Origin of the sequence: Rubrivivax gelatinosus, from assembly GCF_004340905.1 — a bacterium.
GTDB lineage: Bacteria > Pseudomonadota > Gammaproteobacteria > Burkholderiales > Burkholderiaceae_C > Rubrivivax > Rubrivivax gelatinosus.
Map to the genome: position 1 here is coordinate 1 of NZ_SLXD01000015.1, position 20,681 is coordinate 20,681.

At 70.5% G+C, this 20,681-nt stretch carries 16 protein-coding genes; 7 read left to right on the forward strand and 9 right to left on the reverse strand.

From position 1 onward, the window contains the following. Positions 1–136: 136 nt before the first annotated feature. A complete protein-coding gene (locus EV684_RS20370) occupies positions 137–1,318 on the reverse strand; it encodes an acetyl-CoA C-acetyltransferase (RefSeq protein WP_132649184.1) in 1,182 nt (393 codons plus the stop codon). A gap of 37 nt (positions 1,319–1,355) precedes the next feature. Continuing rightward, complete coding sequence (phaC, locus tag EV684_RS20375) at positions 1,356–3,047, reverse strand: class I poly(R)-hydroxyalkanoic acid synthase (protein ID WP_132649185.1); 1,692 nt, start codon at positions 3,045–3,047, stop codon at positions 1,356–1,358. Positions 3,048–3,178: 131 nt separating this feature from the next. Between phaC and EV684_RS20380 the strand changes: the two genes are divergently transcribed. Continuing rightward, positions 3,179–3,439 (forward strand): hypothetical protein, encoded by a 261-nt coding sequence (locus EV684_RS20380; protein ID WP_132649186.1) that lies wholly within the window; start codon positions 3,179–3,181, stop codon positions 3,437–3,439. Here the strand turns inward: EV684_RS20380 and pgeF are convergent. Genes pgeF through EV684_RS20395 form a run of 3 tightly spaced genes read right to left on the reverse strand, consistent with a single transcriptional unit; the run spans position 3,368 to position 5,489 of the window. Beyond that, complete coding sequence (gene pgeF / locus EV684_RS20385; protein WP_132649281.1) at positions 3,368–4,153, reverse strand: peptidoglycan editing factor PgeF; 786 nt, start codon at positions 4,151–4,153, stop codon at positions 3,368–3,370. The two genes, EV684_RS20380 and pgeF, sit on opposite strands and share 72 nt — an antisense overlap. Positions 4,154–4,158: 5 nt before the next feature. Further along, positions 4,159–4,794 carry a maleylacetoacetate isomerase gene (gene maiA / locus EV684_RS20390; RefSeq protein WP_132649187.1) on the reverse strand — a complete coding sequence of 212 codons (636 nt, stop codon included), beginning with the start codon at positions 4,792–4,794 and terminating at the stop codon, positions 4,159–4,161. A gap of 2 nt (positions 4,795–4,796) precedes the next feature. Beyond that, on the reverse strand, positions 4,797–5,489 hold the full coding sequence (locus tag EV684_RS20395; protein WP_132649282.1) for a fumarylacetoacetate hydrolase family protein: 693 nt from the start codon (positions 5,487–5,489) through the stop codon (positions 4,797–4,799). A 63-nt stretch (positions 5,490–5,552) separates the two neighbouring features. Here EV684_RS20395 and EV684_RS20400 point away from each other — a divergent pair, with 63 nt between their 5' ends. Then, entirely contained in the window at positions 5,553–6,098 is a 546-nt protein-coding gene (locus EV684_RS20400) for an NUDIX hydrolase (RefSeq protein ID WP_132649188.1), read from the forward strand. Positions 6,099–6,110: 12 nt separating this feature from the next. Here the strand turns inward: EV684_RS20400 and EV684_RS20405 are convergent, their stop codons facing one another. Continuing rightward, positions 6,111–7,490, reverse strand: a complete 1,380-nt coding sequence (locus tag EV684_RS20405; protein WP_243651236.1) for an EAL domain-containing protein — start codon at positions 7,488–7,490, stop codon at positions 6,111–6,113. A 305-nt stretch (positions 7,491–7,795) separates the two neighbouring features. On the opposite strand from EV684_RS20405, the gene EV684_RS20410 reads away from it, so the two are divergent. Then, positions 7,796–8,098 (forward strand): high-potential iron-sulfur protein, encoded by a 303-nt coding sequence (locus EV684_RS20410; RefSeq protein WP_132649190.1) that lies wholly within the window; start codon positions 7,796–7,798, stop codon positions 8,096–8,098. Positions 8,099–8,191: 93 nt separating this feature from the next. Here EV684_RS20410 and lpdA read toward each other — a convergent pair whose 3' ends face one another. From lpdA to aceE, 3 genes are read right to left on the reverse strand one after another with little or no spacing between them, the layout of a single operon-like run. Continuing rightward, on the reverse strand, positions 8,192–9,934 hold the full coding sequence (gene lpdA / locus EV684_RS20415; protein WP_132649191.1) for a dihydrolipoyl dehydrogenase: 1,743 nt from the start codon (positions 9,932–9,934) through the stop codon (positions 8,192–8,194). Between the two features lie 12 nt (positions 9,935–9,946). Then, positions 9,947–11,614, reverse strand: coding sequence for a dihydrolipoyllysine-residue acetyltransferase (gene aceF, locus EV684_RS20420; RefSeq protein ID WP_132649192.1), 1,668 nt, complete (start codon positions 11,612–11,614; stop codon positions 9,947–9,949). Positions 11,615–11,643: 29 nt separating this feature from the next. Beyond that, positions 11,644–14,346, reverse strand: a complete 2,703-nt coding sequence (gene aceE / locus EV684_RS20425) for a pyruvate dehydrogenase (acetyl-transferring), homodimeric type (protein ID WP_132649193.1) — start codon at positions 14,344–14,346, stop codon at positions 11,644–11,646. A 165-nt stretch (positions 14,347–14,511) separates the two neighbouring features. Between aceE and EV684_RS20430 the strand changes: the two genes are divergently transcribed. From EV684_RS20430 to EV684_RS20445, 4 genes are all read left to right on the forward strand, one after another. Further along, on the forward strand, positions 14,512–17,100 hold the full coding sequence (locus tag EV684_RS20430; protein WP_132649194.1) for a PAS domain-containing sensor histidine kinase: 2,589 nt from the start codon (positions 14,512–14,514) through the stop codon (positions 17,098–17,100). Continuing rightward, positions 17,097–17,720 (forward strand): response regulator transcription factor, encoded by a 624-nt coding sequence (locus EV684_RS20435; protein WP_009856189.1) that lies wholly within the window; start codon positions 17,097–17,099, stop codon positions 17,718–17,720. Before EV684_RS20430 ends, EV684_RS20435 begins: the two co-directional genes overlap by 4 nt. Before the next feature lie 72 nt (positions 17,721–17,792). After that, positions 17,793–18,644 carry a bifunctional methylenetetrahydrofolate dehydrogenase/methenyltetrahydrofolate cyclohydrolase FolD gene (gene folD / locus EV684_RS20440; protein WP_132649195.1) on the forward strand — a complete coding sequence of 284 codons (852 nt, stop codon included), beginning with the start codon at positions 17,793–17,795 and terminating at the stop codon, positions 18,642–18,644. Next, entirely contained in the window at positions 18,641–20,674 is a 2,034-nt protein-coding gene (locus tag EV684_RS20445) for a M3 family metallopeptidase (RefSeq protein ID WP_132649196.1), read from the forward strand. The genes folD and EV684_RS20445 overlap by 4 nt, the downstream gene beginning before the upstream one ends. The last annotated feature ends 7 nt before the right edge of the window (positions 20,675–20,681 follow it).

Genomic DNA, 20,681 nt, shown 5'->3' on the forward strand with positions numbered 1-20,681 from the left:
AGGGCCTCGTCGCTCGTCTCATAGTCGACGTCGCTCGCGCCGCGCCGAGAACTGGCAAGGTGATCAGGCAGGCTGACGAACATTTCTAATCAGGACGACACTAGCGCCTCCTCTTCGTGGGGGGCGCCGCGCCGACTCAGCGCTCCACCGTGAGCGCCACGCCCATGCCGCCGCCGATGCACAGCGAGGCGATGCCGCGGCGGGCGTCGCGCCGGTGCATCTCGTGCAGCAGCGTGACCAGGATGCGACAGCCGGAGGCGCCGATCGGGTGGCCGATCGCGATCGCGCCGCCGTTGACGTTGACCTTCTCGGTGTCCCAGCCCATCTGCTGATGCACCGCGCAGGCCTGGGCCGCGAAAGCCTCGTTGATCTCGAGCAAGTCGAGGTCGGCGGCCTTCCAGCCGGCACGCTCCAGCGCCTTGCGCGAAGCCGGCACCGGGCCCATGCCCATCGTCGCCGGGTCGAGACCGGCGCTGGCGTAGCTGGCGATGCGTGCCAGCGGCTGCAGCCCCAGGCGATCGGCCCGGGCCGCGGTCATCAGCATCACCGCCGCGGCACCGTCGTTGAGCCCCGAGGCGTTGCCGGCGGTCACCGTGCCGGCCTTGTCGAAGGCCGGGCGCAGGCCGGCCAGCGCCTCGGCGCTGGTCTTGCGGTTGACGTACTCGTCGGCGTCGAAGACGACCGGGTCGCCCTTCTTCTGCGGCAGCACGATGGGCACGATCTCGTCCTTGAAGCGGCCGGCGTCCTGCGCCGCGGCCGCCTTGCGCTGCGAGGCCAGCGCGAGCGCGTCCTGCGCCTCGCGCGTGATGCCGTAGTGGCGCGCGACGTTCTCGGCCGTGATGCCCATGTGGTAGTGGTTGTAGGCGTCCCACAGGCCGTCGACGATCATCGTGTCGACCATCTTCCAGTCGCCCATGCGCTGGCCGTCGCGCGAGCCGGGCAGCACGTGCGGCGAGGCGCTCATGTTCTCCTGGCCGCCGGCGATGACGACTTCGGTGTCGCCGTCGCGCAGCGCCTGCACGCCCAGCATCACCGCCTTCAGCCCCGAGCCGCAGACCTTGTTGATCGTGTAGGCCGGCACCGCGTTCGGCAGCCCGGCCTTGATGACGGCCTGGCGCGCCGGGTTCTGGCCGCAGCCGGCCTGCAGCACCTGGCCGAGGATGACCTCGCCGACCTGGCCGCCCTCCAGCCCGCTGCGCTGCAGCAGCGCGCGGATGACGGCGGCGCCCAGTTCCGCGGCCGGCGTCTTCGCGAGCGCGCCGCCGAACTTGCCGACCGCGGTGCGGGCGGCGGCGACGATGACGATGTCGGTACTCATGCTTGTCTTGTCTCCTGCTGACGGGCAGTTCGTGGTTTCAGGCCTTGGCCTTGACGTAGCGGCCGGGTGCCGGCTCGATCGCCTTGTACCGGCGGTTGCCGGGGGTTTTTGGTGCGGCGACGAGCTTGCCGCCATGGGACTTGAGCCACTCGGTCCACACCGGCCACCAGCTGCCGGCGTGTTCGGTGGCCCCGGACAGCCACGCGTCGGCGCTGGCCGGCGTCGCGGCGTTCGTCCAGTGGCAACGTTTTCCCTTGGCCGGCGGGTTGATGACGCCGGCGATGTGGCCCGAGGCGCCAAGCACGAAGGTCCGCTTGCCACCGAGCAGCGGCACCGACGCATAGGCCGCCTTCCACGGTACGATGTGGTCCTCGCGCGAGCCGTAGACGAATGTCGGCACGTCGATCGTGCCCAGGTCGACCTTCTCGCCGCAGACCGTCAGCGCGCCGGGCTGCCTGAGTTCGTTGTGCAGGTACATGTGGCGCAGGTACCAGCAGTACATCGGCCCGGGCAGGTTGGTCGAGTCGCTGTTCCAGTACAGCAGGTCGAAGGCCGGCGGCTTCTCGCCCTTCAGGTAGTTGCCGACGACGTAGTTCCAGACCAGGTCGTTGGGACGCAGGAAGCTGAAGGTCGTGGCCAGTTCCTGGCCCTTCAGCAGCCCGGGGCCACCGGGCGCGTCGGCGCCGATCGTCATCTCGCGCCACTGCACGCCGGCCTCGTCGACGAAGAGGTCCAGCACGCCGGTGTCGCTGAAGTCCAGCAGCGTCGTCAGCAGCGTCATCGACTGCGCCGGGCGCTCGCCGCGTGCGGCCAGCACCGCCAGCGCCGTGCTGAGGATGGTGCCGCCGACGCAGAAGCCCAGCGTGTTGATCGTCTCGCAGCGCGTGATCTCGCGCACGACGCGGATCGCCTCGATCGGCCCCTGGGCGATGTAGTCGTCCCAGCCCAGGTGGCGCGCCGAGGCGTCGGGGTTGCGCCAGCTCATCACGAAGGTGCGGTGGCCCTGCTCGACGGTGTAGCGGATCACCGAGTTCTCGGGCTGCAGGTCCAGGATGTAGTACTTGTTGATGCACGGCGGCACGAACAGCATCGGCCGCTGGTGCACGGTGGCCGTCAGCGGCCGGTACTCGATCAACTGGAACAGGGCGTTCTCGAACACGACCGCGCCCTCGGTCGTCGCGACGTTGCGGCCGACCTCGAACAGCGTCTCGTCGGTCTGCGAGACGTGGCCCTTGGCGAGGTCCTCGACCAGCTGGCGCACGCCGGTGGCGATGCTCTGCCCCTGGCTCTCCAGCGCCCTGCGCAGCGCCTCGGGGTTGAAGGCCAGGTAGTTGCTCGGGCTGGCCGCCTCGACCCACTGCTGCACGGCGAAACGCACGCGCTCGCGCGCCTTGGCGTCGCCCTGCACCGCGTCGGCCATGCGCTGCAGCGTGCGTGCGTTCAGCAGGTACATCTCGGCGACGTAGGCCGCGCCCAGGTTCTGCGCCCAGTCGGCTGCGGCGAAGCGGCGGTCGCCGAGCGCCTGCGGCGTCGTGGCCTCGCTGCCGGCCCGCTGCAGCGCCGCGTTCCAGAGTTCGGTCGCGGCCTTCAGGTACTCACCCTGGATGGCCGCCAGCGCCTCCTGCGGAACCCGCAGGCCCGACATCGACCTCAGCATCTCACCCACGGCGGCGCCGAATGCCGCGGCCTGAGTGCCGTCGGCGGCCGGCAAGCTGCGCTTGCTCGTCATTGCTTGTCTCCTCGCTGGCGATGGTGGCCCGGCAAAGCGCGGCCCCGCGACGCACGACGGTTGTAGGCCGGACGGCTTACCTCGGCTTGACGCGGGCCGCGATACTTACGCACCGCAACACCCTAACCCAGATGTACATCGTTGCCATCGCCTGGATCTACGTCGTGCTGATGATGGCGCTGGCCGAAGCGCTGTCGGCCAACGGCAGCGTGCTCGGCGCCATCGTCACCTTCACGATGTACGGCGTGCTGCCGCTCGCCATCGTGCTCTACATCATGGGCACGCCGGCGCGCCGCCGTGCGCGCCGCGCCGCCGAAGCCTCAGCCGCGGCGCCAGACGGCGGCGGCCATGCGGCCGGTGATCCGGTCGCGGCGGAAAGAAAAGAACCGTGAGCCGTCCTCGACGGTGCACCAGGCGCCGCCGCTGACACGCTCGACGCCCAGCGCGGCCAGCCGCTGCCGCGCCAGCCCGGGCAGGTCGGCGAGCCAGCGGCGCTGGCCGTCGTCGCGCCTGCGCGGTCGAAACAGTGCCGGCACGTCGGCGGCCGGCTCGGCGTCGGTGTCGCCGCCGAAGGCCTCGACGACCTCCTGCCCGACCTCGAACTGCCGCGGCCCGATGCAGGGCCCGAGCCAGGCGACGAGATCCCGCGGCGCCGCGCCGGTGGCCTCGCACAGTGCGGCGGCGGTGGCTTCGACGACACCCCCGGCCAGCCCGCGCCAGCCGGCATGCGCGGCGCCGACGCCGCGCCCATCGGCCGTGCACAGCAGCACCGGCAGGCAGTCCGCGACCAGCACCGTGCACGCGACGCCGGCGGCCGTGGTGACGCAGGCGTCGGCGCGGGCGAGCAGGTCCGACGGCTCGTCGCCACGCAGCCGCACGACGGCCACGCCGTGCACCTGGTCGAGATAGACCGGGCGTGCACCGAGCGCGGCGGCGAAGCAGCGCTGGTTCTCCAGCACCGCCTCGGGTGCGTCGACGGCATCGCCGCGCAGGCCCGGCGGGCGCAGGTTCAGGCTGTCGAAGGGCGCGGCGCTGACGCCGCCCTGGCGCGTGCTGAACGCGGCGCAGACGCCTTCGGGCGCCGGCCATTCAGGGTGCAGCAGCACCGGTCTCATGGCTCGGCGTCGGGACAGCGCGACGGCTGGGTGTCGGCAAACGCCGGCAGCTGCATGCAGGTGTCGAAGATGCGCTGCACGTTCGGCACGTGCTCGGTGCGGCAGTCGAAACGCTGCGCGTTGACGACCTGCGGCACCAGCACGCAGTCGGCCAGCGTCGGCGCCTCGCCGTGGCAGAAGGTCGAAGGCCGCGCGGCGAGCTGGCGCTCGAGCGTCTCCAGCCCGGTCTCGACCCAGTGGCGATACCAGCGGTTCTTGTCGTCCTCCGAGAGCTTCAGGTCGCGCACCAGGAAACGCAGCACGCGCAGGTTGTTCAGCGGATGCACCTCGCAGGCGATGTCGTAGGCCAGCGCGCGCACGCGGGCGCGGCCGGCCGCGTCCGCCGGCAGCAGCGGCGGCTCGGGGTGGGTCTCGTCGAGGTACTCGATGATCGCCAGCGACTGCGTGATGACCGCGTCGCCGTCGCGCAGCAGCGGCACCAGGCGCGCCGCCGACACCGCGGCATAGGACTCCTGGAACTGCTCGTCGCGGCGCAGGTGCACCGGCTTGTAGTCGTATTGCAGCCCCTTGAGCGCGAGCGCGATGCGCACCCGCCAGGACGCCGACGAACGGAAGAAGTTGTAGAGCTCCATGCTCACCTCACGGCCACGCGCAGGGTGCCGAGGCCTTCGACGGCCCCCTCCATCACGTCGCCCGGCACGACCGCCCCCACGCCTGCCGGCGTGCCGGTGAAGATCAGATCGCCTGCTTCCAGGCGCCAGGCGCGGCTGAGCTGCTCGATCGTCTCCGGGATGCTCCAGATCAGGTCCGACAGATCGCCCTTCTGCCGCGGCTGCCCGTTGACGGCGAGCGTGATCGCGCCGCGTTCGAGCGTACCGCAGCGCGTGCGCGGCACGAGCGGCCCGATCGGGGCCGACTGCTCGAAGGCCTTGCCGATCTCCCACGGCCGGCCCTGCTTCTTCATCTCGTTCTGCAGGTCACGCCGCGTCATGTCCAGGCCGACGGCGTAGCCCCAGATGCAGTCGACGGCCTCGGCCGCAGGGATGTCGCAGCCGCCACGGCCGAGCGCGACGACGAGCTCGATCTCGTGGTGCAGGTTGGCCGTCAGCGACGGATAGTCGATGACGCGGGTCTCGCCTTCGGCCACCGGCACCAGGGCGTCCGCCGGCTTCATGAAGAAGAACGGCGCCTCGCGCCCGGTGTGGCCCATCTCCTGGGCGTGCTCGGCGTAGTTGCGACCGACGCAAAAGACGCGGCGCACCGGGAACGCCGCGCCGCCGGCGACCGGCAGCAGGACGGGGGCAGGAGCAGGCAGCACGAGTTGCATATCCAAGATCAAGACGGTGGACGATGAAACGATGATGCCACGCGCCGCCGCTACACTGCCCGCATGTTCCAGTCCCGCCGCATCCGCCATTGCCGGGTCTGCGGCCACCCGGCGCGCTACGCCGTCCCCCCCGAAGACACCCGGGAGCGCGCGATCTGCACCGCCTGCGGTGAGATCCACTACGAGAACCCGATCAACGTCGTCGGCACCGTGCCGGTCTGGGGTGACCAGGTCCTGCTGTGCCGGCGTGCGATCGAGCCGCGGCACGGCCTGTGGACCCTGCCGGCGGGTTTTCTCGAACTCGGCGAGAGCACCGCCGAAGGTGCGATGCGCGAGACCGACGAAGAAGCCGGCGCGCGCATCGAACTCGGTGCCTTGTTCACGGTGCTGAACGTCGTCAGCGCCGGCCAGGTGCATTTCTTCTATCTCGCGAGGCTGCACGACACGGACTTCGCGCCCGGCCCCGAGACGCTGGAAACGCGGCTGTTCCGCGAGCACGAACTGCCCTGGGACGAACTCGCCTTCCGGACGGTGCGCGAGACCTTGCGCCTGTTCTTCGCCGACCGCGAGCGCGGCCGCTTCGAGGTGCACGCCGGCGACATCCGCTGACGCTGCCCGGCTTCAGCGCTGGCGCACGGCAGGGCCCGTGGCGGCGTCGAAACCGGCCCCGAACAAGGCCTGGAGGTCAGCATCGTCGTCAACGCCTTCGGCGACCAGCGTCAGCCCCATGCCGTGCACGAGCCCGACGAGCCCGGCGGCAAAGGCGCGAACGGCTGGGTCGGCCGCCGCCCCGCGCACGAACCTCGCTTCGATGCGAACGTGGTCCAGGCCGACGCCGGCCAGCCGGGCCAGCGCGTGCATCGACGCGCCGGCGTGCTCGACGCCCAGGCGCACCCCGCAGGCACGCCAGGCCACGGCCGCGTCCGCCAGCCGCGGCAGCGCACGTTCGAGCCAGACCCCTTCCCCGACGTCGACGAGCAGGCGCCGCGCGGCCTCGGGCTGGGCCTGCAGGCGCTGCCGCACCTCGGCGACAAAACCGGGAGTCGTCAGCGACGCCGCGCCGACGTGCACGCAGCGCGCCCGGGCATCGCGCTCGCTGGCCAGCAGCGCCAGCTCGATCGCCGTCAGATCCACACGCGGCAACAGCCGGGACCGTGTCGCCATCGCCAGCCAGCGCTGGGCCTCGCGGAACGGGCCACCCGGCTCGAGCTGCAGTCGCAACGGGCACTCCAGGTGCAGCACCCGGCCGTGCGCGTCGGAGACCGGAAACTCGCCCAGCGTCGCCCGGCCTTCCTGCAGCGCCTCGGCGATCCGGCTGCGCCAGACCTGCTCGCCCAGCACCGCGCCGCCAGCGGTGTGGATCTCGATGCTGAACGGCCCCGCCGCCTCGGCCTGGGCAAGCGCGAGGTCGGCCGCCGCCAGCGCGTCGCCGGGCAGGCCGGCACGCAGGTCGTCAGCGGCGCCGATCACCAGTTCGATCGCACCCGGCCCGGCCGCGGGCGTCGCCCGCAGCGCTTCGAGCAGCGTGCGCGCGGTTTCCTCGGCCACGCCCGCCGCAGGCAGGCACAGCGCGAAATCGCTGTCGTTCAGACGGCCGGCAAAGGCGCCCGGCACGTGCTGCGGGTAGGCTTCCAGCGCCTCGCCGATCAGCGCCAGGCGCCGTTCGACGGCCTCGCTGCCGGTCTGCAGGCGCAACGCGGCGAGATTGAGCGCGCGCAGCAGCAGCAACGAGCGCTCGGGCGCGGCGCCCTGGCCGAGCACGCTGCCCAGCAGACCGACGAAATGCCGGCGATTGGGCAGGCCGGACGTCGGATCGGTATGGGCCTCGAGCCGCAGCGCCTCCACCCGATCGGCTTCGCGTCCGACCTCGACGAGCCGCTCGGGCGACACCTCCACGGGCGCCGGCGGCGACGCCGGACGCGGCCCTTCGCGTCGCCCGGCCACCCAGGATGCCAGGCGTCGGCGCAGGGAGTCGGGCGTGAAGTCGGGCAGGTGCGGCACGGTGCAGGTCGCGTCAGCGCCGGTGGCATCCGGCCGCCCAGCATGCCAGCACCATCGTCCGTGGTCGGCCGGGACTTGATCGCGCCCCCGCAAAACAGTGCCATTCGCCCGCCCATTTGCAATTGAGAACGCTTCGCATTTGCAATCATTAGCCGCCATTGACGTCCATTCGCGACGTAAAGCCGAGCGATATGCGATCTATGTCAGCCGAATGGACCAATGATGCGTTACCGTCTCAGGTGTTGGTCCAAACGTGCCTTGACGCGGCGGGCCACCCGCATCGACTTTCCTTTCGGAGACCGCGAATGACCTCTCGTCGTGAATTCATCCAGATCGTCCCGCTCGCCGGCGCTGCGCTGCTGACTGGCCGCAGTGCCATGGCCGCCCCGGTGGACGAGAAGGATCCGCAAGCCGTCGCGCTGGGCTACGTCTCGGACGCCGCCAAGGCCGACAAGGCCAAGTACAAGCAGTTCGTTGCCGGCTCGCACTGCGGCAACTGCGCGCTGTTCCAAGGCAAGGCGACCGACGCCGTCGGCGGCTGCCCGCTGTTCGCGGGCAAGCAGGTTGCCAACAAGGGCTGGTGCAGCGCCTGGGCGAAGAAGGCCTGAGGAAACCCGGACGCCCGCGCCACCGACGCGGGCCGGCGTTTCGCAAAGAAGAGAGGGCTCCCTAGGGAGCCCTCTTCCTTTTGGTGCCGGCGATCAGCGCCGTGCCGGAGGCAGGTCGGTGCAGCTGCCGTGCGCGGCTTCGGCCGCCAGGCCCAGCGACTCGCCCAGCGTCGGATGCGGGTGGATCGTGCGGCCGATGTCGACCTCGTCGGCGCCCATCTCGATGGCCAGCGCGACCTCGCCGATCATGTCGCCGGCATGCGTGCCGACGATGCCGCCGCCCAGGATGCGGTGCGTCTGGGCGTCGAACAGCAGCTTGGTGAAGCCTTCGTCGCGGCCGTTGGCGATCGCGCGGCCGGAGGCCGACCACGGGAACAGGCCCTTCTTGACGGCGACGCCGCGCGCCTTGGCCTCGTCCTCGGTCAGGCCGACCCAGGCGACCTCGGGGTCGGTGTAGGCGACACCCGGGATCACGCGCGCGTCGAAGCGCGCCTTGTCGTCGCCGGCGGCGACTTCGGCCGCGACGTGGCCTTCGTGCACCGCCTTGTGCGCCAGCATCGGCTGGCCGACGAGGTCGCCGATCGCGAAGATGTGCGGCACGTTGGTGCGCATCTGCACGTCCACCGGCACGAAGCCTCGTTCGTCGACCTTGACGCCGGCGTGTTCGGCGCCGATCGCGCGGCCGTTCGGGCGCCGTCCCACGGCCTGCAGCACGAGGTCGTAGAGACCGTCGCTGCGGGTGCCGTCGGCGGCCTCGAACTGCACGCGGACGCCGTCGGCGGTGGCTTCGGCGCCGACCGTCTTCGTCTTCAGCATCAGCCGGTCGAAGCGGTGCGCGTTCATCTTCTGCCAGACCTTGACGAGATCGCGGTCGGCGCCGGCCATCAGGCCGTCGAGCATCTCGACGACGTCCAGGCGCGCGCCCAGCGTCGAATAGACCGTGCCCATCTCCAGGCCGATGATGCCGCCGCCGATGACGAGCATCTTCTTCGGCCGCTGGCGCAGCTGCAGCGCGCCGGTGGACGTCACGATGCGGTCGTCGTCGGGCAGGAAGGGCAGCTTCACCGCTTCGGAGCCGGCGGCGATGATCGCCTGTGCGAAGCGGATCGTCTGCGTGCCGCCCGCGGCCAGTTCGACCGCCAGTTCGTGCGGCCCGGCGAAGGCGCCGACGCCCTGCACCACCGTCACCTTGCGCATCCTGGCCATCGCCGCCAGACCGCCGGTGAGCTTGGAGACGACCTTCTGCTTGTGGGCACGCAGCTGGTCGAGGTCGATCTGCGGCGCGCCGAAGCTGACGCCGGCAGCCGCCAGGTGCGCCGCCTCGTCGACGACCGCGGCCACGTGCAGCAGCGCCTTGCTCGGGATGCAGCCGACGTTCAGGCAGACACCGCCCAGCGTCGGGTAACGCTCGACGAGCACGACCTTGAGCCCCAGGTCGGCGCCGCGGAAGGCGGCCGAATAACCGCCCGGGCCACCGCCCAGCACCAGCAGGTCGCAGTCGTAGGCGCCGCCGGACGCGGCGGCCACGGGGGCCGCCGGCGCCGGTGCGGGAGACGCCGCCGCCGGCGCCGGCGCTGCCGTTGCGGGCGCTGCCGCCTCGGCGGTCTCGATGCTCGCCAGCACCGAACCCTGGCCGACCTTGTCGCCGACCTTCACGGCCAGGCTGCGCAGCACGCCGGCGTGCGGCGACGGGATCTCCATCGACGCCTTGTCGCTCTCGACGGTGATCAGGCTCTGCTCGGCCTTGATCGTGTCGCCGGGCGCGACCAGCACTTCGATGACGGCGACCTCCTTGAAGTCGCCGATGTCGGGAACACGGATCTCGATGACGGCCATCGTCGTGTCCCCTTACAGCATCACGCGGCGGAAGTCCGCCAGCACCGACGCCAGGAAGGCGTTGAAACGTGCCGCCGCGGCGCCGTCGATGACGCGGTGGTCCCAGCTCAGCGACAGTGGCAGCATCAGGCGCGGCACGAACTCGCGGCCGTTCCACTGCGGCTTCATCGCGCTGCGGCAGACGCCCAGGATCGCGACCTCGGGCGCGTTGATGATCGGCGTGAAATAGGTGCCGCCGATGCCGCCCAGCGAACTGATCGAGAAGCAGCCGCCGGACATCTCGGCGGGCGTCAGCTTGCCGTCGCGCGCCTTCTTCGCCAGCTCGGACATCTCGCGGCTGATCTGCAGGATGCCCTTGGCGTCGACGTCGCGGATCACCGGCACGACCAGCCCGTTGGGCGTGTCGGCGGCGAAACCGATGTGCACGTACTGCTTGAGCACCAGCTCGTCGCCGTCGAGCGAGGCGTTGAACTCGGGGAACTGCTTCAGCGCCGCGGCGCAGGCCTTGATCAGGAAAGCGAGCATCGTGACCTTGACGCCCGACTTCTCGTTTTCCTTGTTCAGCTGGACGCGCAACGCCTCCAGCTCGGTGATGTCCGCGTCCTCGTGGTTGGTGACGTGCGGGATCAGCACCCAGTTGCGGTGCAGGTTGGCGCCGCTGAGCTTCTTGATGCGCGACAGCGGCTTGCGCTCGACCGCGCCGAACTTGGCGAAGTCGACCTGCGGCCAGGGCAGCAGGCCCGGCAGCGAGCCACCGGCCGCGGCCGCCGGTGCCGCCGGCGCCTTGGCCTTCTGCGCCGTGGTCTGCGCGTCGCCGGCCATCACGCCCTTGACGAAGGACTGCAGGTCTTCCTGGGTGATGCGGCCCTTGGGGCCGCTGCCCCGGACCTCGGCCAGCGGCACGCCGAGATCACGCGCGTAACGCCGGATCGACGGCGAGGCGTGCGGCAGCGCGGCCGAGACCGGCGCCGTCGGGTCGTGCGCCGGCACCGGCGCGGCGGCGGGCGTGGCGGCCGGCGCGGCGGGGGCCGGTGCGGCGGCCGCGCCCGTGGGGGCCGGTGCCGCGACCGGCGCCACCGGCGCGCTCGCCGCCGCCACTTCGAGCACCGCGATGACAGAGCCGCGGCTGACCTTGTCGCCGAGCCCGACCTTCAGCTCGCGCAGCACGCCGCCGTGCGAGGACGGGATCTCCATCGAGGCCTTGTCGCTCTCGACGGTGATCAGGCTCTGCTCGGCCTTGACGGTGTCGCCGGGCTGAACGAAGACCTCGATGACCGTCACCTCGGCGAAGTCGCCGATGTCGGGCACCAGCACTTCGACGCTGCCGGTGGCCGAGGCCGCCGGGGCGGCCGCGGGAGCCGCCGTGGCGGCCGACGCAGGGGCCGGCACCGCCGCGGGAGCCACCGGCGCCGCCGCGGGAGCGGCCGTTGCGCCGGCGTCGTCGGCCACCTCGAGCAGCGCGATCACGCTGCCCTGGCTGACCTTGTCGCCCAGCTGGATCTTCAGCTCGCGCACCGTGCCGGCGCGCTCTGCCGGGATCTCCATCGAAGCCTTGTCCGACTCGACCGTCGCCAGCGACTGGTCCAGCGCGACCGTGTCGCCCGGCTTGACCAGCAGTTCGATGACCTCGACCTCATTGAAGTCGCCGATGTCGGGGACCTTCAGTTCCACCACCGCCATGCGTTATCTCCGTTGTCTTCTTGGGTTCGTCAGGCGTACAGCGGGTTCGCCTTGGCCGGATCCAGGCCGTACTTCGTGATCGCCTCGGCGACCTTGGTCGCCGGCACCGTGCCTTCCTCGGCCAGCGCCTTCAGCGCCGCGACGACGATGTAGTGGCGGTCGACCTCGAAGTGCGCACGCAGGCTGCTGCGGAAGTCGCTGCGGCCGAACCCGTCGGTGCCCAGCACCTTGTAGACCCGGCCCTTGGGCAGGAACGGGCGGATCTGCTCGGCGTAGTTCTTCATGTAGTCGGTCGACGCGACGACCGGGCCGGCGTGCGCGCCCAGCTGCTGCGCGACGTAGGGCACACGCGGCTCGGCCGTCGGGTTCAGCAGGTTCCAGCGTTCGCAGTCCTGGCCGTCGCGCGTCAGCTCGTTGAAGCTCGGTGCGCTCCAGACGTTGGCCGACACGCCCCAGTCGGCGGCGAGCAGGTCGCGCGCGGCCTGGGCCTCGCGCAGGATGGTGCCGCTGCCCAGCAGGTTGACGCGCGGCGAGTGCTCGGCACCGGGCTCCAGCAGGTACAGGCCCTTGATGATCTGTTCCTCGGTGCCGGGCTTGAGGCCGGGCATCGGGTAGTTCTCGTTGAGCAGCGTGACGTAGAAGAAGACGTTCTCCTGCTTCTCGACCATGCGCTTCAAGCCATGGTGCAGGATGATGCCGACCTCGTGCGCGAACGTCGGGTCGTAGCTGACGCAGTTCGGGATCGTGCCGGCCAGGATGTGGCTGTGGCCGTCCTCGTGCTGCAGGCCCTCGCCGTTGAGCGTCGTGCGCCCGGAGGTGCCGCCCAGCAGGAAGCCGCGCGCCTGCATGTCGCCGGCGGCCCAGGCCAGGTCGCCGATGCGCTGGAAGCCGAACATCGAGTAGTAGACGTAGAACGGCACCATGATGCGGTTGTTGGTGCTGTAGGACGTCGCCGCGGCGATCCAGCTGGCCATGCCGCCGGGCTCGTTGATGCCTTCCTGCAGGATCTGGCCGGCCTTGTCCTCGCGGTAGTACATGACCTGGTCGCGGTCGACCGGGGTGTACTTCTGGCCTTCGGGGTTGTAGATGCCGATCTGGCGGAACAGGCCTTCCATGCCGAAGGTGCGCGCCTCGTCGACGAGGATCGGCACGACACGCGGGCCCAGCGCCTGGTCACGCAGCAGCTGCGTCAGGAAACGCACGTAGGCCTGGGTGGTGCTGATCTCGCGGCCTTCGGCGGTGGGCTCGAGCACCGCCTTGAAGGTCTCCAGCGGCGGCACCGTGAAGCTCTCCTCGGCGACGCGGCGGCGCTGCGGCAGGTAGCCGCCCAGGGCCTTGCGGCGCTCGTGCAGGTAGCGCATCTCCGGCGTGTCGTCGGCCGGCTTGTAGAACGGGATCTTCGCCAGCTCGCTGTCGGGGATCGGCACGTTGAAGCGGTCGCGGAAGTAGCGGATGTCCTCGTCGCTCAGCTTCTTGGCCTGGTGCGCGGTGTTCTTGCCCTCGCCCGCCTTGCCCATGCCGTAGCCCTTGACGGTCTTGACGAGCACGACGGTCGGCTGGCCGGTGTGGGCGTTGGCGCGGTGGAAGGCGGCATACACCTTGTTGGCGTCGTGGCCGCCGCGGCGCAGCTGCCAGATGTCGCTGTCGCTCATCTTGGACACCATCTCCAGCGTGCGCGGGTCGCGGCCGAAGAAGTGCTTGCGCACGAAGGCGCCGTCGTTGGCCTTGAAGGCCTGGTAGTCGCCGTCCAGCGTGTCCATCATGATGCGGCGCAGCGCCCCATCCTTGTCGCGCGCCAGCAGCGGGTCCCAGTTGCTGCCCCAGATCAGCTTGATGACGTTCCAGCCGGCACCGCGGAACTCGCCTTCGAGCTCCTGGATGATCTTGCCGTTGCCGCGCACCGGGCCGTCCAGGCGCTGCAGGTTGCAGTTGACGACGAAGATCAGGTTGTCCAGCTTCTCGCGCGCCGCCAGGCCGATGGCGCCGGTGCTCTCCGGCTCGTCCATCTCGCCGTCGCCCAGGAACACCCAGACCTTGCGCTGGGAGGTGTCGGCGATGCCGCGTGCGTGCAGGTACTTCAGGAAACGCGCCTGGTAGATCGCCATCAGCGGGCCCAGGCCCATGCTGACGGTCGGGAACTGCCAGAACTCGGGCATCAGCTTCGGATGCGGGTAGCTCGACAGGCCCTTGCCGCCGACTTCCTGGCGGAAGTTCAGCAGCTGCTCCTCGGTGAGCCGGCCTTCGAGGAAGGCGCGGGCGTAGATGCCGGGCGCGCTGTGGCCCTGGATGTAGAGCAGGTCACCGCCGTGGCCTTCGCTGTCGGCGTGCCAGAAGTGGTTGAAGCCGGCGGCGAACATGTGCGCCACCGAGGCGAACGAGCTGATGTGGCCGCCCAGGTCGCCACCGTCCTCGGGGTGCAGGCGGTTGGCCTTGACGACCATCGCCATCGCGTTCCAGCGCATCGCGGCACGCAGCCGGCCCTCGAGCTCGAGGTTGCCGGGGCTGCGCTCCTCCTCGTCGGGCGCAATCGTGTTGACGTAGGCGGTGTTGGCCGAGAACGGCAGGTTGACGCCGTTGCGGCGCGCCTCGTCGATCAACTGGTCGAGCAGGAAATGCGCGCGCTGCGGACCTTCGTTGGCCATGACTGCGGACAGCGCCTCCAGCCATTCGCGCGTCTCTTGCGCATCGTGGTCAAGGGGATCATCCGGCAGGGCATCCGGCTGAGCAGCCATGCTTGTCTCCTCATCTGGTCAGTCTGAAACGGCGGCGAGTGTGGCACAACTTGCGCGAATTCCGAATAGTGCGGCCTCTTCTCATATTATGGAATTGATATTGCACCGCAGCACCCGGCATTGCCCCCGAGACCCAACCACGGCGCCCTCGGGATAATCCCCGCCATGGCCCCGAACTCCGTCCCGACTCCCGGCACCGCACCGGCCCACCATGCCCGCCGCCGTCCGTTCGCAGGCTGGTGGCGCGGCCTGTCTCCGTCGCGCCAGGACCGGCTCGCGACGCTGGGCCCGCTGGCTTCGGTACTGCTGTTCCTGGCAGCGATGATTTCGGCGTTCTGGTATCTGCGCAACGAGGAGATCGTGCGTGAGACCGAATCCATCAAACGCGACGCCGAACTCACGCAGCAGCAGATCGGTTTGCGCCTGATCCAGAACCAGGAGCAACTGACGCCGCTGGCGCGCGACCTCGCGACGCCCGGCGCGTCGCCGGAACGTTTCATCGAGCAGGCGCTCGCATTTTCCAAGGACCGGCCGGAAATCATCCAGATCAGCTGGGTCGGGGCAGACCGCGTGCCCAAGGCGATCCATCGTGCGACGCTGTACGCGCCGGACCCGGCGGTGCGCGAGGTGCTCCCGGGCTCGCAGGCGCCGCTGGCACCGCTGACAGCGCGCAACGGCGCGGCCGCGCTCGCCTTCGACAGCGCGCGCACGACGCGGCTGCCGACCTACTCCGGCGCCTTCGTCGACGACATCGGCACCGCCTACTTCCAGCTGCAGATGCCGCTGATCGACCACGGCCGCTTCACCGGCGCACTGGTCGTCGAGTACTCGGTGGACACGCTGCTGCGCAACTTCGTGCCCGCGGACGTCGCGCGCCGGCACATGATCTCCGTCGTCGACCAGTACGGCAGCGTGCTCGTGAGCACCGTCACCCGGCTGCCCGACGCCGCGGGCGGCCGCGAGCCGCTGACCAGCGACGCCCCGCTGACGCCGGCGCTCAACGGCCTGATGCTGCGTGGCCAGGGTTACCCGACCTCCAAGGGCCTGGTCGGCAACACCCTGTTCTGGATGGTCGTGGCGCTGTCGGGGCTGACGGTGTGGATGCTCTTCGGCACCTGGCGCCACGTGCGCCACCGCGCGCGCATCCAGAGCGCGCTGGTGCAGGAAACCAACTTCCGCCGCGCGATGGAGAACTCGATGCCCACCGGCATGCGCGCGATGGACCTGGACGGCCGCATGACCTACGTGAACGCGGCTTTCTGCCAGATGACGGGTTTCACCGACCAGGAGCTGATCGGCCGCCTGCCGCCCTTCCCCTACTGGCCGCCCGACCGTGTCGAGGAGAACGGCCGCTTCCTGCAGCTCGAGCTGCAGGGCCGCAGCCCTTCGGGCGGCATCGAGGTCAAGGTGATGCGCAAGGACGGTTTCGTCTTCGACGCGCGCATGTACGTCTCGCCGCTGATCGATCCCAAGGGCCAGCAGACCGGCTGGATGACCTCGATGACCAACATCACCGAGGCCAAGCGCATCCGCGACCAGCTCTCGGCCTCGCACGAACGTTTCACGACCGTGCTCGAAGGCCTGGACGCCTCGGTCTCGGTGCTGTCGGTGCAGCAGGGCGAACTGCTGTTCACCAACCGCTCGTACCGGCTGTGGTTCGGCGGCGACGCGCGCGGCCACGCGCTGCTGACCGGCGGCGCGGCGCCGGCGGAGTTCCTGCCCGGGGCCGAGGACGACGTCGACCAGCTCTCGGGCCTGCCGACGCACGAGCTGACCGAAGTCGGCACCAGCCCGCGCGAGGTCTACGTCGAGTCGCTGCAGAAGTGGTTCGACGTGCGCTCGCGCTACCTGCAGTGGACCGACGGGCGACTGGCGCAGATGCTGATCGCCACCGACATCACCGCCCGCCGCCGCGCCGAGGAGCAGACCGCGATGCAGGCCGAAAAGGCGCAGGTGACGAGCCGGCTGGTGACGATGGGCGAGATGGCCTCGTCGGTGGCGCACGAGCTCAACCAGCCGCTGACGGCCATCACCAACTACTGCAACGGCATGGTCTCGCGCGTGAAGGCCGGCAGCATCTCGCAGGACGATCTGGTCGCCGCGCTGCAGAAGACCGCGCGCCAGGCCGAACGCGCCGGCCAGATCATCCACCGCATCCGTTCGTTCGTGAAACGCAGCGAGCCGCAGCGCCAGCCGGCGCAGGCGCAGCAGATCGTCGAGGACGCGGTCGACCTGGCCGGCATCGAGCTGCGCCGCCGCCAGGTGGCGATCCACACCTACGTCGCGCAGCGCCTGCCGACGCTGATGTGCGACCCGATCCTCGTCGAGCAGGTGCTGCTGAACCTGCTGAAGAACGCCGCCGAGGCGATCGACGGCGCCGGGCTGCCGTCGGCCAGGCGCCACATCGAGCTGTCGGTGGTGCCGCGTTTCGCGCAGGAGGAAGGCGACGTCATCGAGTTCAGCGTCACCGACATGGGCCCCGGCATCAAGGAGGAAGTGCTGGGCCGGCTGTACGAAGCCTTCTTCTCGACCAAGGCCGAGGGCCTGGGCATCGGGCTGTCCCTTTGCCGATCGATCATCGAGTCGCACCGGGGGCGGATGAGGGCCCAGAACCTCTACAATGGCCACCACATCGTCGGCTGCCGTTTCGCCTTCACCCTGCCCGTCGACATCGCGGCGCGCCACGAGGCGGCAGGCACGGGGGACGAGGCTGGCAAGGCGGTTTCATCCACCACCACCGTCACCTCCACATGAGCCTGATCCCCAAGAAGGGCACCGTCTACGTCGTCGACGACGACGAGGCCGTACGCGATTCGCTGCAGTGGTTGCTGGAAGGCAAGGACTACCGCGTCAAGTGCTTCGACTCGGCCGAGTCCTTCCTCGCGCGTTTCGACCCGCGCGAAGTGGCGTGCCTCATCGCCGACATCCGCATGGACGGCATGAGCGGCCTGGAACTGCAGGACCGGCTGCTCGAACGCAAGAGCCCGCTGCCCATCGTCTTCATCACCGGCCACGGCGACGTGCCGATGGCCGTGACGACGATGAAGAAGGGCGCGATGGACTTCATCGAGAAGCCCTTCAAGGAAGAGGAACTGGTGTCGCTGGTCGAGCGCATGCTCGACCAGGCGCGCCAGGCCTTCAGCCAGCACCAGGAGCAGGCCAGCCGCGACGCGCTGCTGGCGCGCCTGACGACGCGCGAATCGCAGGTGCTCGAGCGCATCGTCGCCGGCCGCCTGAACAAGCAGATCGCCGATGACCTGGGCATCAGCATCAAGACGGTGGAGGCGCACCGCGCCAACATCATGGAAAAGCTCAACGCCAACACCGTCGCCGACCTGCTGAAGATCGCGCTCGGCGCGCACGGCAAGGCCTGAGCCCGACCCGCGGACACCCGTCCCGAGGCCGCTGCCCCAGCGGCCTTTCTCGTTTGTGGAGCCGATAGAAGAATGACCGCCCAGCTGATCGACGGCGTCGCGCTGTCCAAGACCCTGCGTGCCGGCGTCGCCGAACGTGCCGCCGCCCTGCCCCGCCGCCCCGGCCTGGCCGTCATCCTCGTCGGCGAAGACCCGGCCAGCGCGGTCTACGTGCGCAACAAGATCAAGGCCTGTGCCGAGAGCGGCCTGCACTCGGTGTTCGAGAAGTACGACGCCGAGCTCGCCGAGGACGTGCTGCTGGCGCGCATCGCCGCGCTCAACGCCGACCCGGCGATCGACGGCATCCTGGTGCAGATGCCGCTGCCGAAACACATCGACCCGCAGAAGGTCATCGCCGCGATCACGCCCGAGAAGGACGTCGACGGTTTCTCGGTGCTGTCGGCCGGCGAGCTGGCCAGCGGCCTGCCCGGCCTGCGCCCCTGCACGCCTTTCGGCTGCATGAAGCTCATCGAGAGCACCGGCCAGAGCCTGAAGGGCAAACACGCGGTCGTCATCGGCCGCAGCAACACCGTCGGCAAGCCGATGGCCCTGCTGCTGCTGCAGGCCAACGCCACCGTCACCGTCTGCCACAGCGGCACCGCCGACCTCGCCCACCACGTGCGCCAGGCCGATGTCGTCGTCGCCGCGGTCGGCCGGCGCAACACGGTCACCGCCGACATGGTCAAACCCGGCGCGATCGTCATCGACGTCGGCATGAACCGCAACGACGAAGGCAAGCTCTGCGGTGACGTCGACTTTGCCGGCGTGCGTGAAGTCGCCGGCTGGATCACCCCGGTGCCTGGCGGCGTCGGCCCGATGACGATCACGATGCTGCTCGTCAACACGCTGCAGGCGGCCGAGACGGCCCAGGGCGCGGCGCGTTGAACCCGCTGCTCGACTTCGCCGGCCTGCCGCGGTTCGACGAGATCCGCGCCGGGCACGTCGTGCCGGCGGTCGACACGCTGCTGGCCGAGGCCGACGCGGCGCTGGAGGCCGCGGTCTCTGCCGCGGTGCCGGCCGACTACGGGGCGCTGTCGCTCGCGCTGGACGTGCCGGTCGAGCGCCTGCGCCGCGCCTGGAGCGCGGTCGGCCATCTGCAGGCCGTCGCCGACACGCCCGAGCTGCGCGCCGCCTATGGCGAGGCGCTGCCGCGTGTCACCGACTTCCTGACCCGCCTGGGCGCCGACGAGCGCCTGTACGCCAAGTACAAGGCGGTCGCCGCGCGGCCCGACGCCGCGGCGCTGGCACCGGCACGCCGCAAGGCGCTGGCCGACACGCTGCGCGACTTCGTGCTCGGCGGCGCCGAGCTGCAGGGCGCGGCGCGCGAGCGTTTCGCCGCCATCGAGTCGCGCCTGGCCGAGCTGTCGCAGGCCTTCGGCGAACACGTGCTCGACGCCACCGACGGCTTCGCGCTGTACGTCGAGACCGCCGCGCTGGCCGGCGTGCCGGCCGACGTCGTCGAGGCCACGCGCGCGGCGGCCGCCGCCGAAGGCCGCGACGGCCACAAGTTGACGCTGCACGAGCCGGTGCTGCGCCCGGTGCTGCAGTACGCGCACGACCGCGGCCTGCGCGAGCAGCTGTTCCGCGCCGACGCCACGCGTGCCAGCGAGTTCGGCGCCGCAGAGCTGGACAACGGGCCACTGATCGCCGAGATCGTGGCGCTGCGCCAGGAGGAAGCCACGCTGCTGGGCCTGGCCAGCCACGCCGAGGTCTCGCTGGTGCCCAAGATGGCCGAGACGCCGGCGCAGGTGATGGACTTCGTGCGCGACCTGGCGCAGCGCGCCCGGCCGTTCGCGCTGGCCGACAAGCTTGAACTCGAGGAGTTCGCCGCGCGCGAGCTCGGGCTGTCGACGCTGGCGCCCTGGGACCGGCGCTACGCCAGCGAGCGCCTGAAGCAGTCGCGCTACGCCTTCTCCAACGCCGAGGTCCGCCAGTACTTCACCGAACCGCGTGTGCTCGAGGGCCTGTTCGGCCTGGTGCACACGCTGTTCGACGTCGAGATCGTGGCCGCCCAGGCGCCGGCCTGGCACCCCGACGTGCGCTTCTGCGAACTGCGCCGTGACGGGCGCACGATCGCCGGCGTCTACCTCGACCTGCACGCCCGGCCCGGCAAGCAGTCCGGCGCCTGGATGGACGACGCACGCGGGCGCTGGCAACGGCCCGACGGCGGCGGCCTGCAGTGGCCGCTGGCGCACCTGGTCTGCAACTTCGCGCCGCCGGTCGGCGACAAGCCGGCGCTGCTGTCGCACGACGACGTGGTCACGCTGTTCCACGAGTTCGGCCACGGCCTGCACCACATGCTGACCCAGGTCGACGAGCTGGCGGTGGCCGGCATCAGCGGCGTCGAGTGGGACGCGGTCGAGCTGCCCAGCCAGTTCCTGGAGAACTTCGCCTGGGAGTGGGAGGTGCTGTCGCGGCTGTCGGCCCACGTCGACACCGGCGCGCCGCTGCCGCGCGAGCTCTTCGAGCGCATGGTCGCGGCGAAGAACTTCCAGAGCGGGCTGATGATGCTGCGCCACGCCGAGTTCGGCCTGTTCGACATGCGGCTGCACGCCGAGCCGGGCCGCGAACGGCAGGTGATGGCGCTGGTCGACGAGGTGCGCGCCGAGATCGGCGGCTGGGCGATGCCCGACTGGCACCGCTACCCGCACAGCTTCACGCACCTGTTCGACGGCGGCTACTCGGCCGGCTATTACAGCTACGCCTGGGCCGAGGTGCTGTCGGCCGACGCCTTCAGCGCCTTCGAGGAAGCCGGCGTCTTCGACCCGGCGACCGGGCGGCGTTTCCGCGAGTGCGTGCTCGAAGCCGGCGGCAGCCGCCCGGCGCTGGAGAGCTTCGTCGCCTTCCGCGGGCGTGAACCACGTCTGGACGCGCTGTTGCGCCACCAGGGCATGGCGGCGCCGGTCCTGCGCTAGATTGATC

What these genes read in the sequence shown, in the direction of transcription:
- phaC (WP_132649185.1), bottom strand. Translation starts at nt 3,047, where the DNA reads ATGACGAGCAAGCGCAGCTTGCCGGCCGCCGACGGCACTCAGGCCGCG.
- EV684_RS20395 (WP_132649282.1), bottom strand. Translation starts at nt 5,489, where the DNA reads ATGCAACTCGTGCTGCCTGCTCCTGCCCCCGTCCTGCTGCCGGTCGCC.
- maiA (WP_132649187.1), bottom strand. Translation starts at nt 4,794, where the DNA reads ATGGAGCTCTACAACTTCTTCCGTTCGTCGGCGTCCTGGCGGGTGCGC.
- lpdA (WP_132649191.1), bottom strand. Translation starts at nt 9,934, where the DNA reads ATGGCCGTCATCGAGATCCGTGTTCCCGACATCGGCGACTTCAAGGAG.
- aceE (WP_132649193.1), bottom strand. Translation starts at nt 14,346, where the DNA reads ATGGCTGCTCAGCCGGATGCCCTGCCGGATGATCCCCTTGACCACGAT.
- EV684_RS20400 (WP_132649188.1), top strand. Translation starts at nt 5,553, where the DNA reads ATGTTCCAGTCCCGCCGCATCCGCCATTGCCGGGTCTGCGGCCACCCG.
- aceF (WP_132649192.1), bottom strand. Translation starts at nt 11,614, where the DNA reads ATGGCGGTGGTGGAACTGAAGGTCCCCGACATCGGCGACTTCAATGAG.
- EV684_RS20430 (WP_132649194.1), top strand. Translation starts at nt 14,512, where the DNA reads ATGGCCCCGAACTCCGTCCCGACTCCCGGCACCGCACCGGCCCACCAT.
- EV684_RS20380 (WP_132649186.1), top strand. Translation starts at nt 3,179, where the DNA reads ATGTACATCGTTGCCATCGCCTGGATCTACGTCGTGCTGATGATGGCG.
- EV684_RS20435 (WP_009856189.1), top strand. Translation starts at nt 17,097, where the DNA reads ATGAGCCTGATCCCCAAGAAGGGCACCGTCTACGTCGTCGACGACGAC.
- folD (WP_132649195.1), top strand. Translation starts at nt 17,793, where the DNA reads ATGACCGCCCAGCTGATCGACGGCGTCGCGCTGTCCAAGACCCTGCGT.
- EV684_RS20370 (WP_132649184.1), bottom strand. Translation starts at nt 1,318, where the DNA reads ATGAGTACCGACATCGTCATCGTCGCCGCCGCCCGCACCGCGGTCGGC.
- EV684_RS20410 (WP_132649190.1), top strand. Translation starts at nt 7,796, where the DNA reads ATGACCTCTCGTCGTGAATTCATCCAGATCGTCCCGCTCGCCGGCGCT.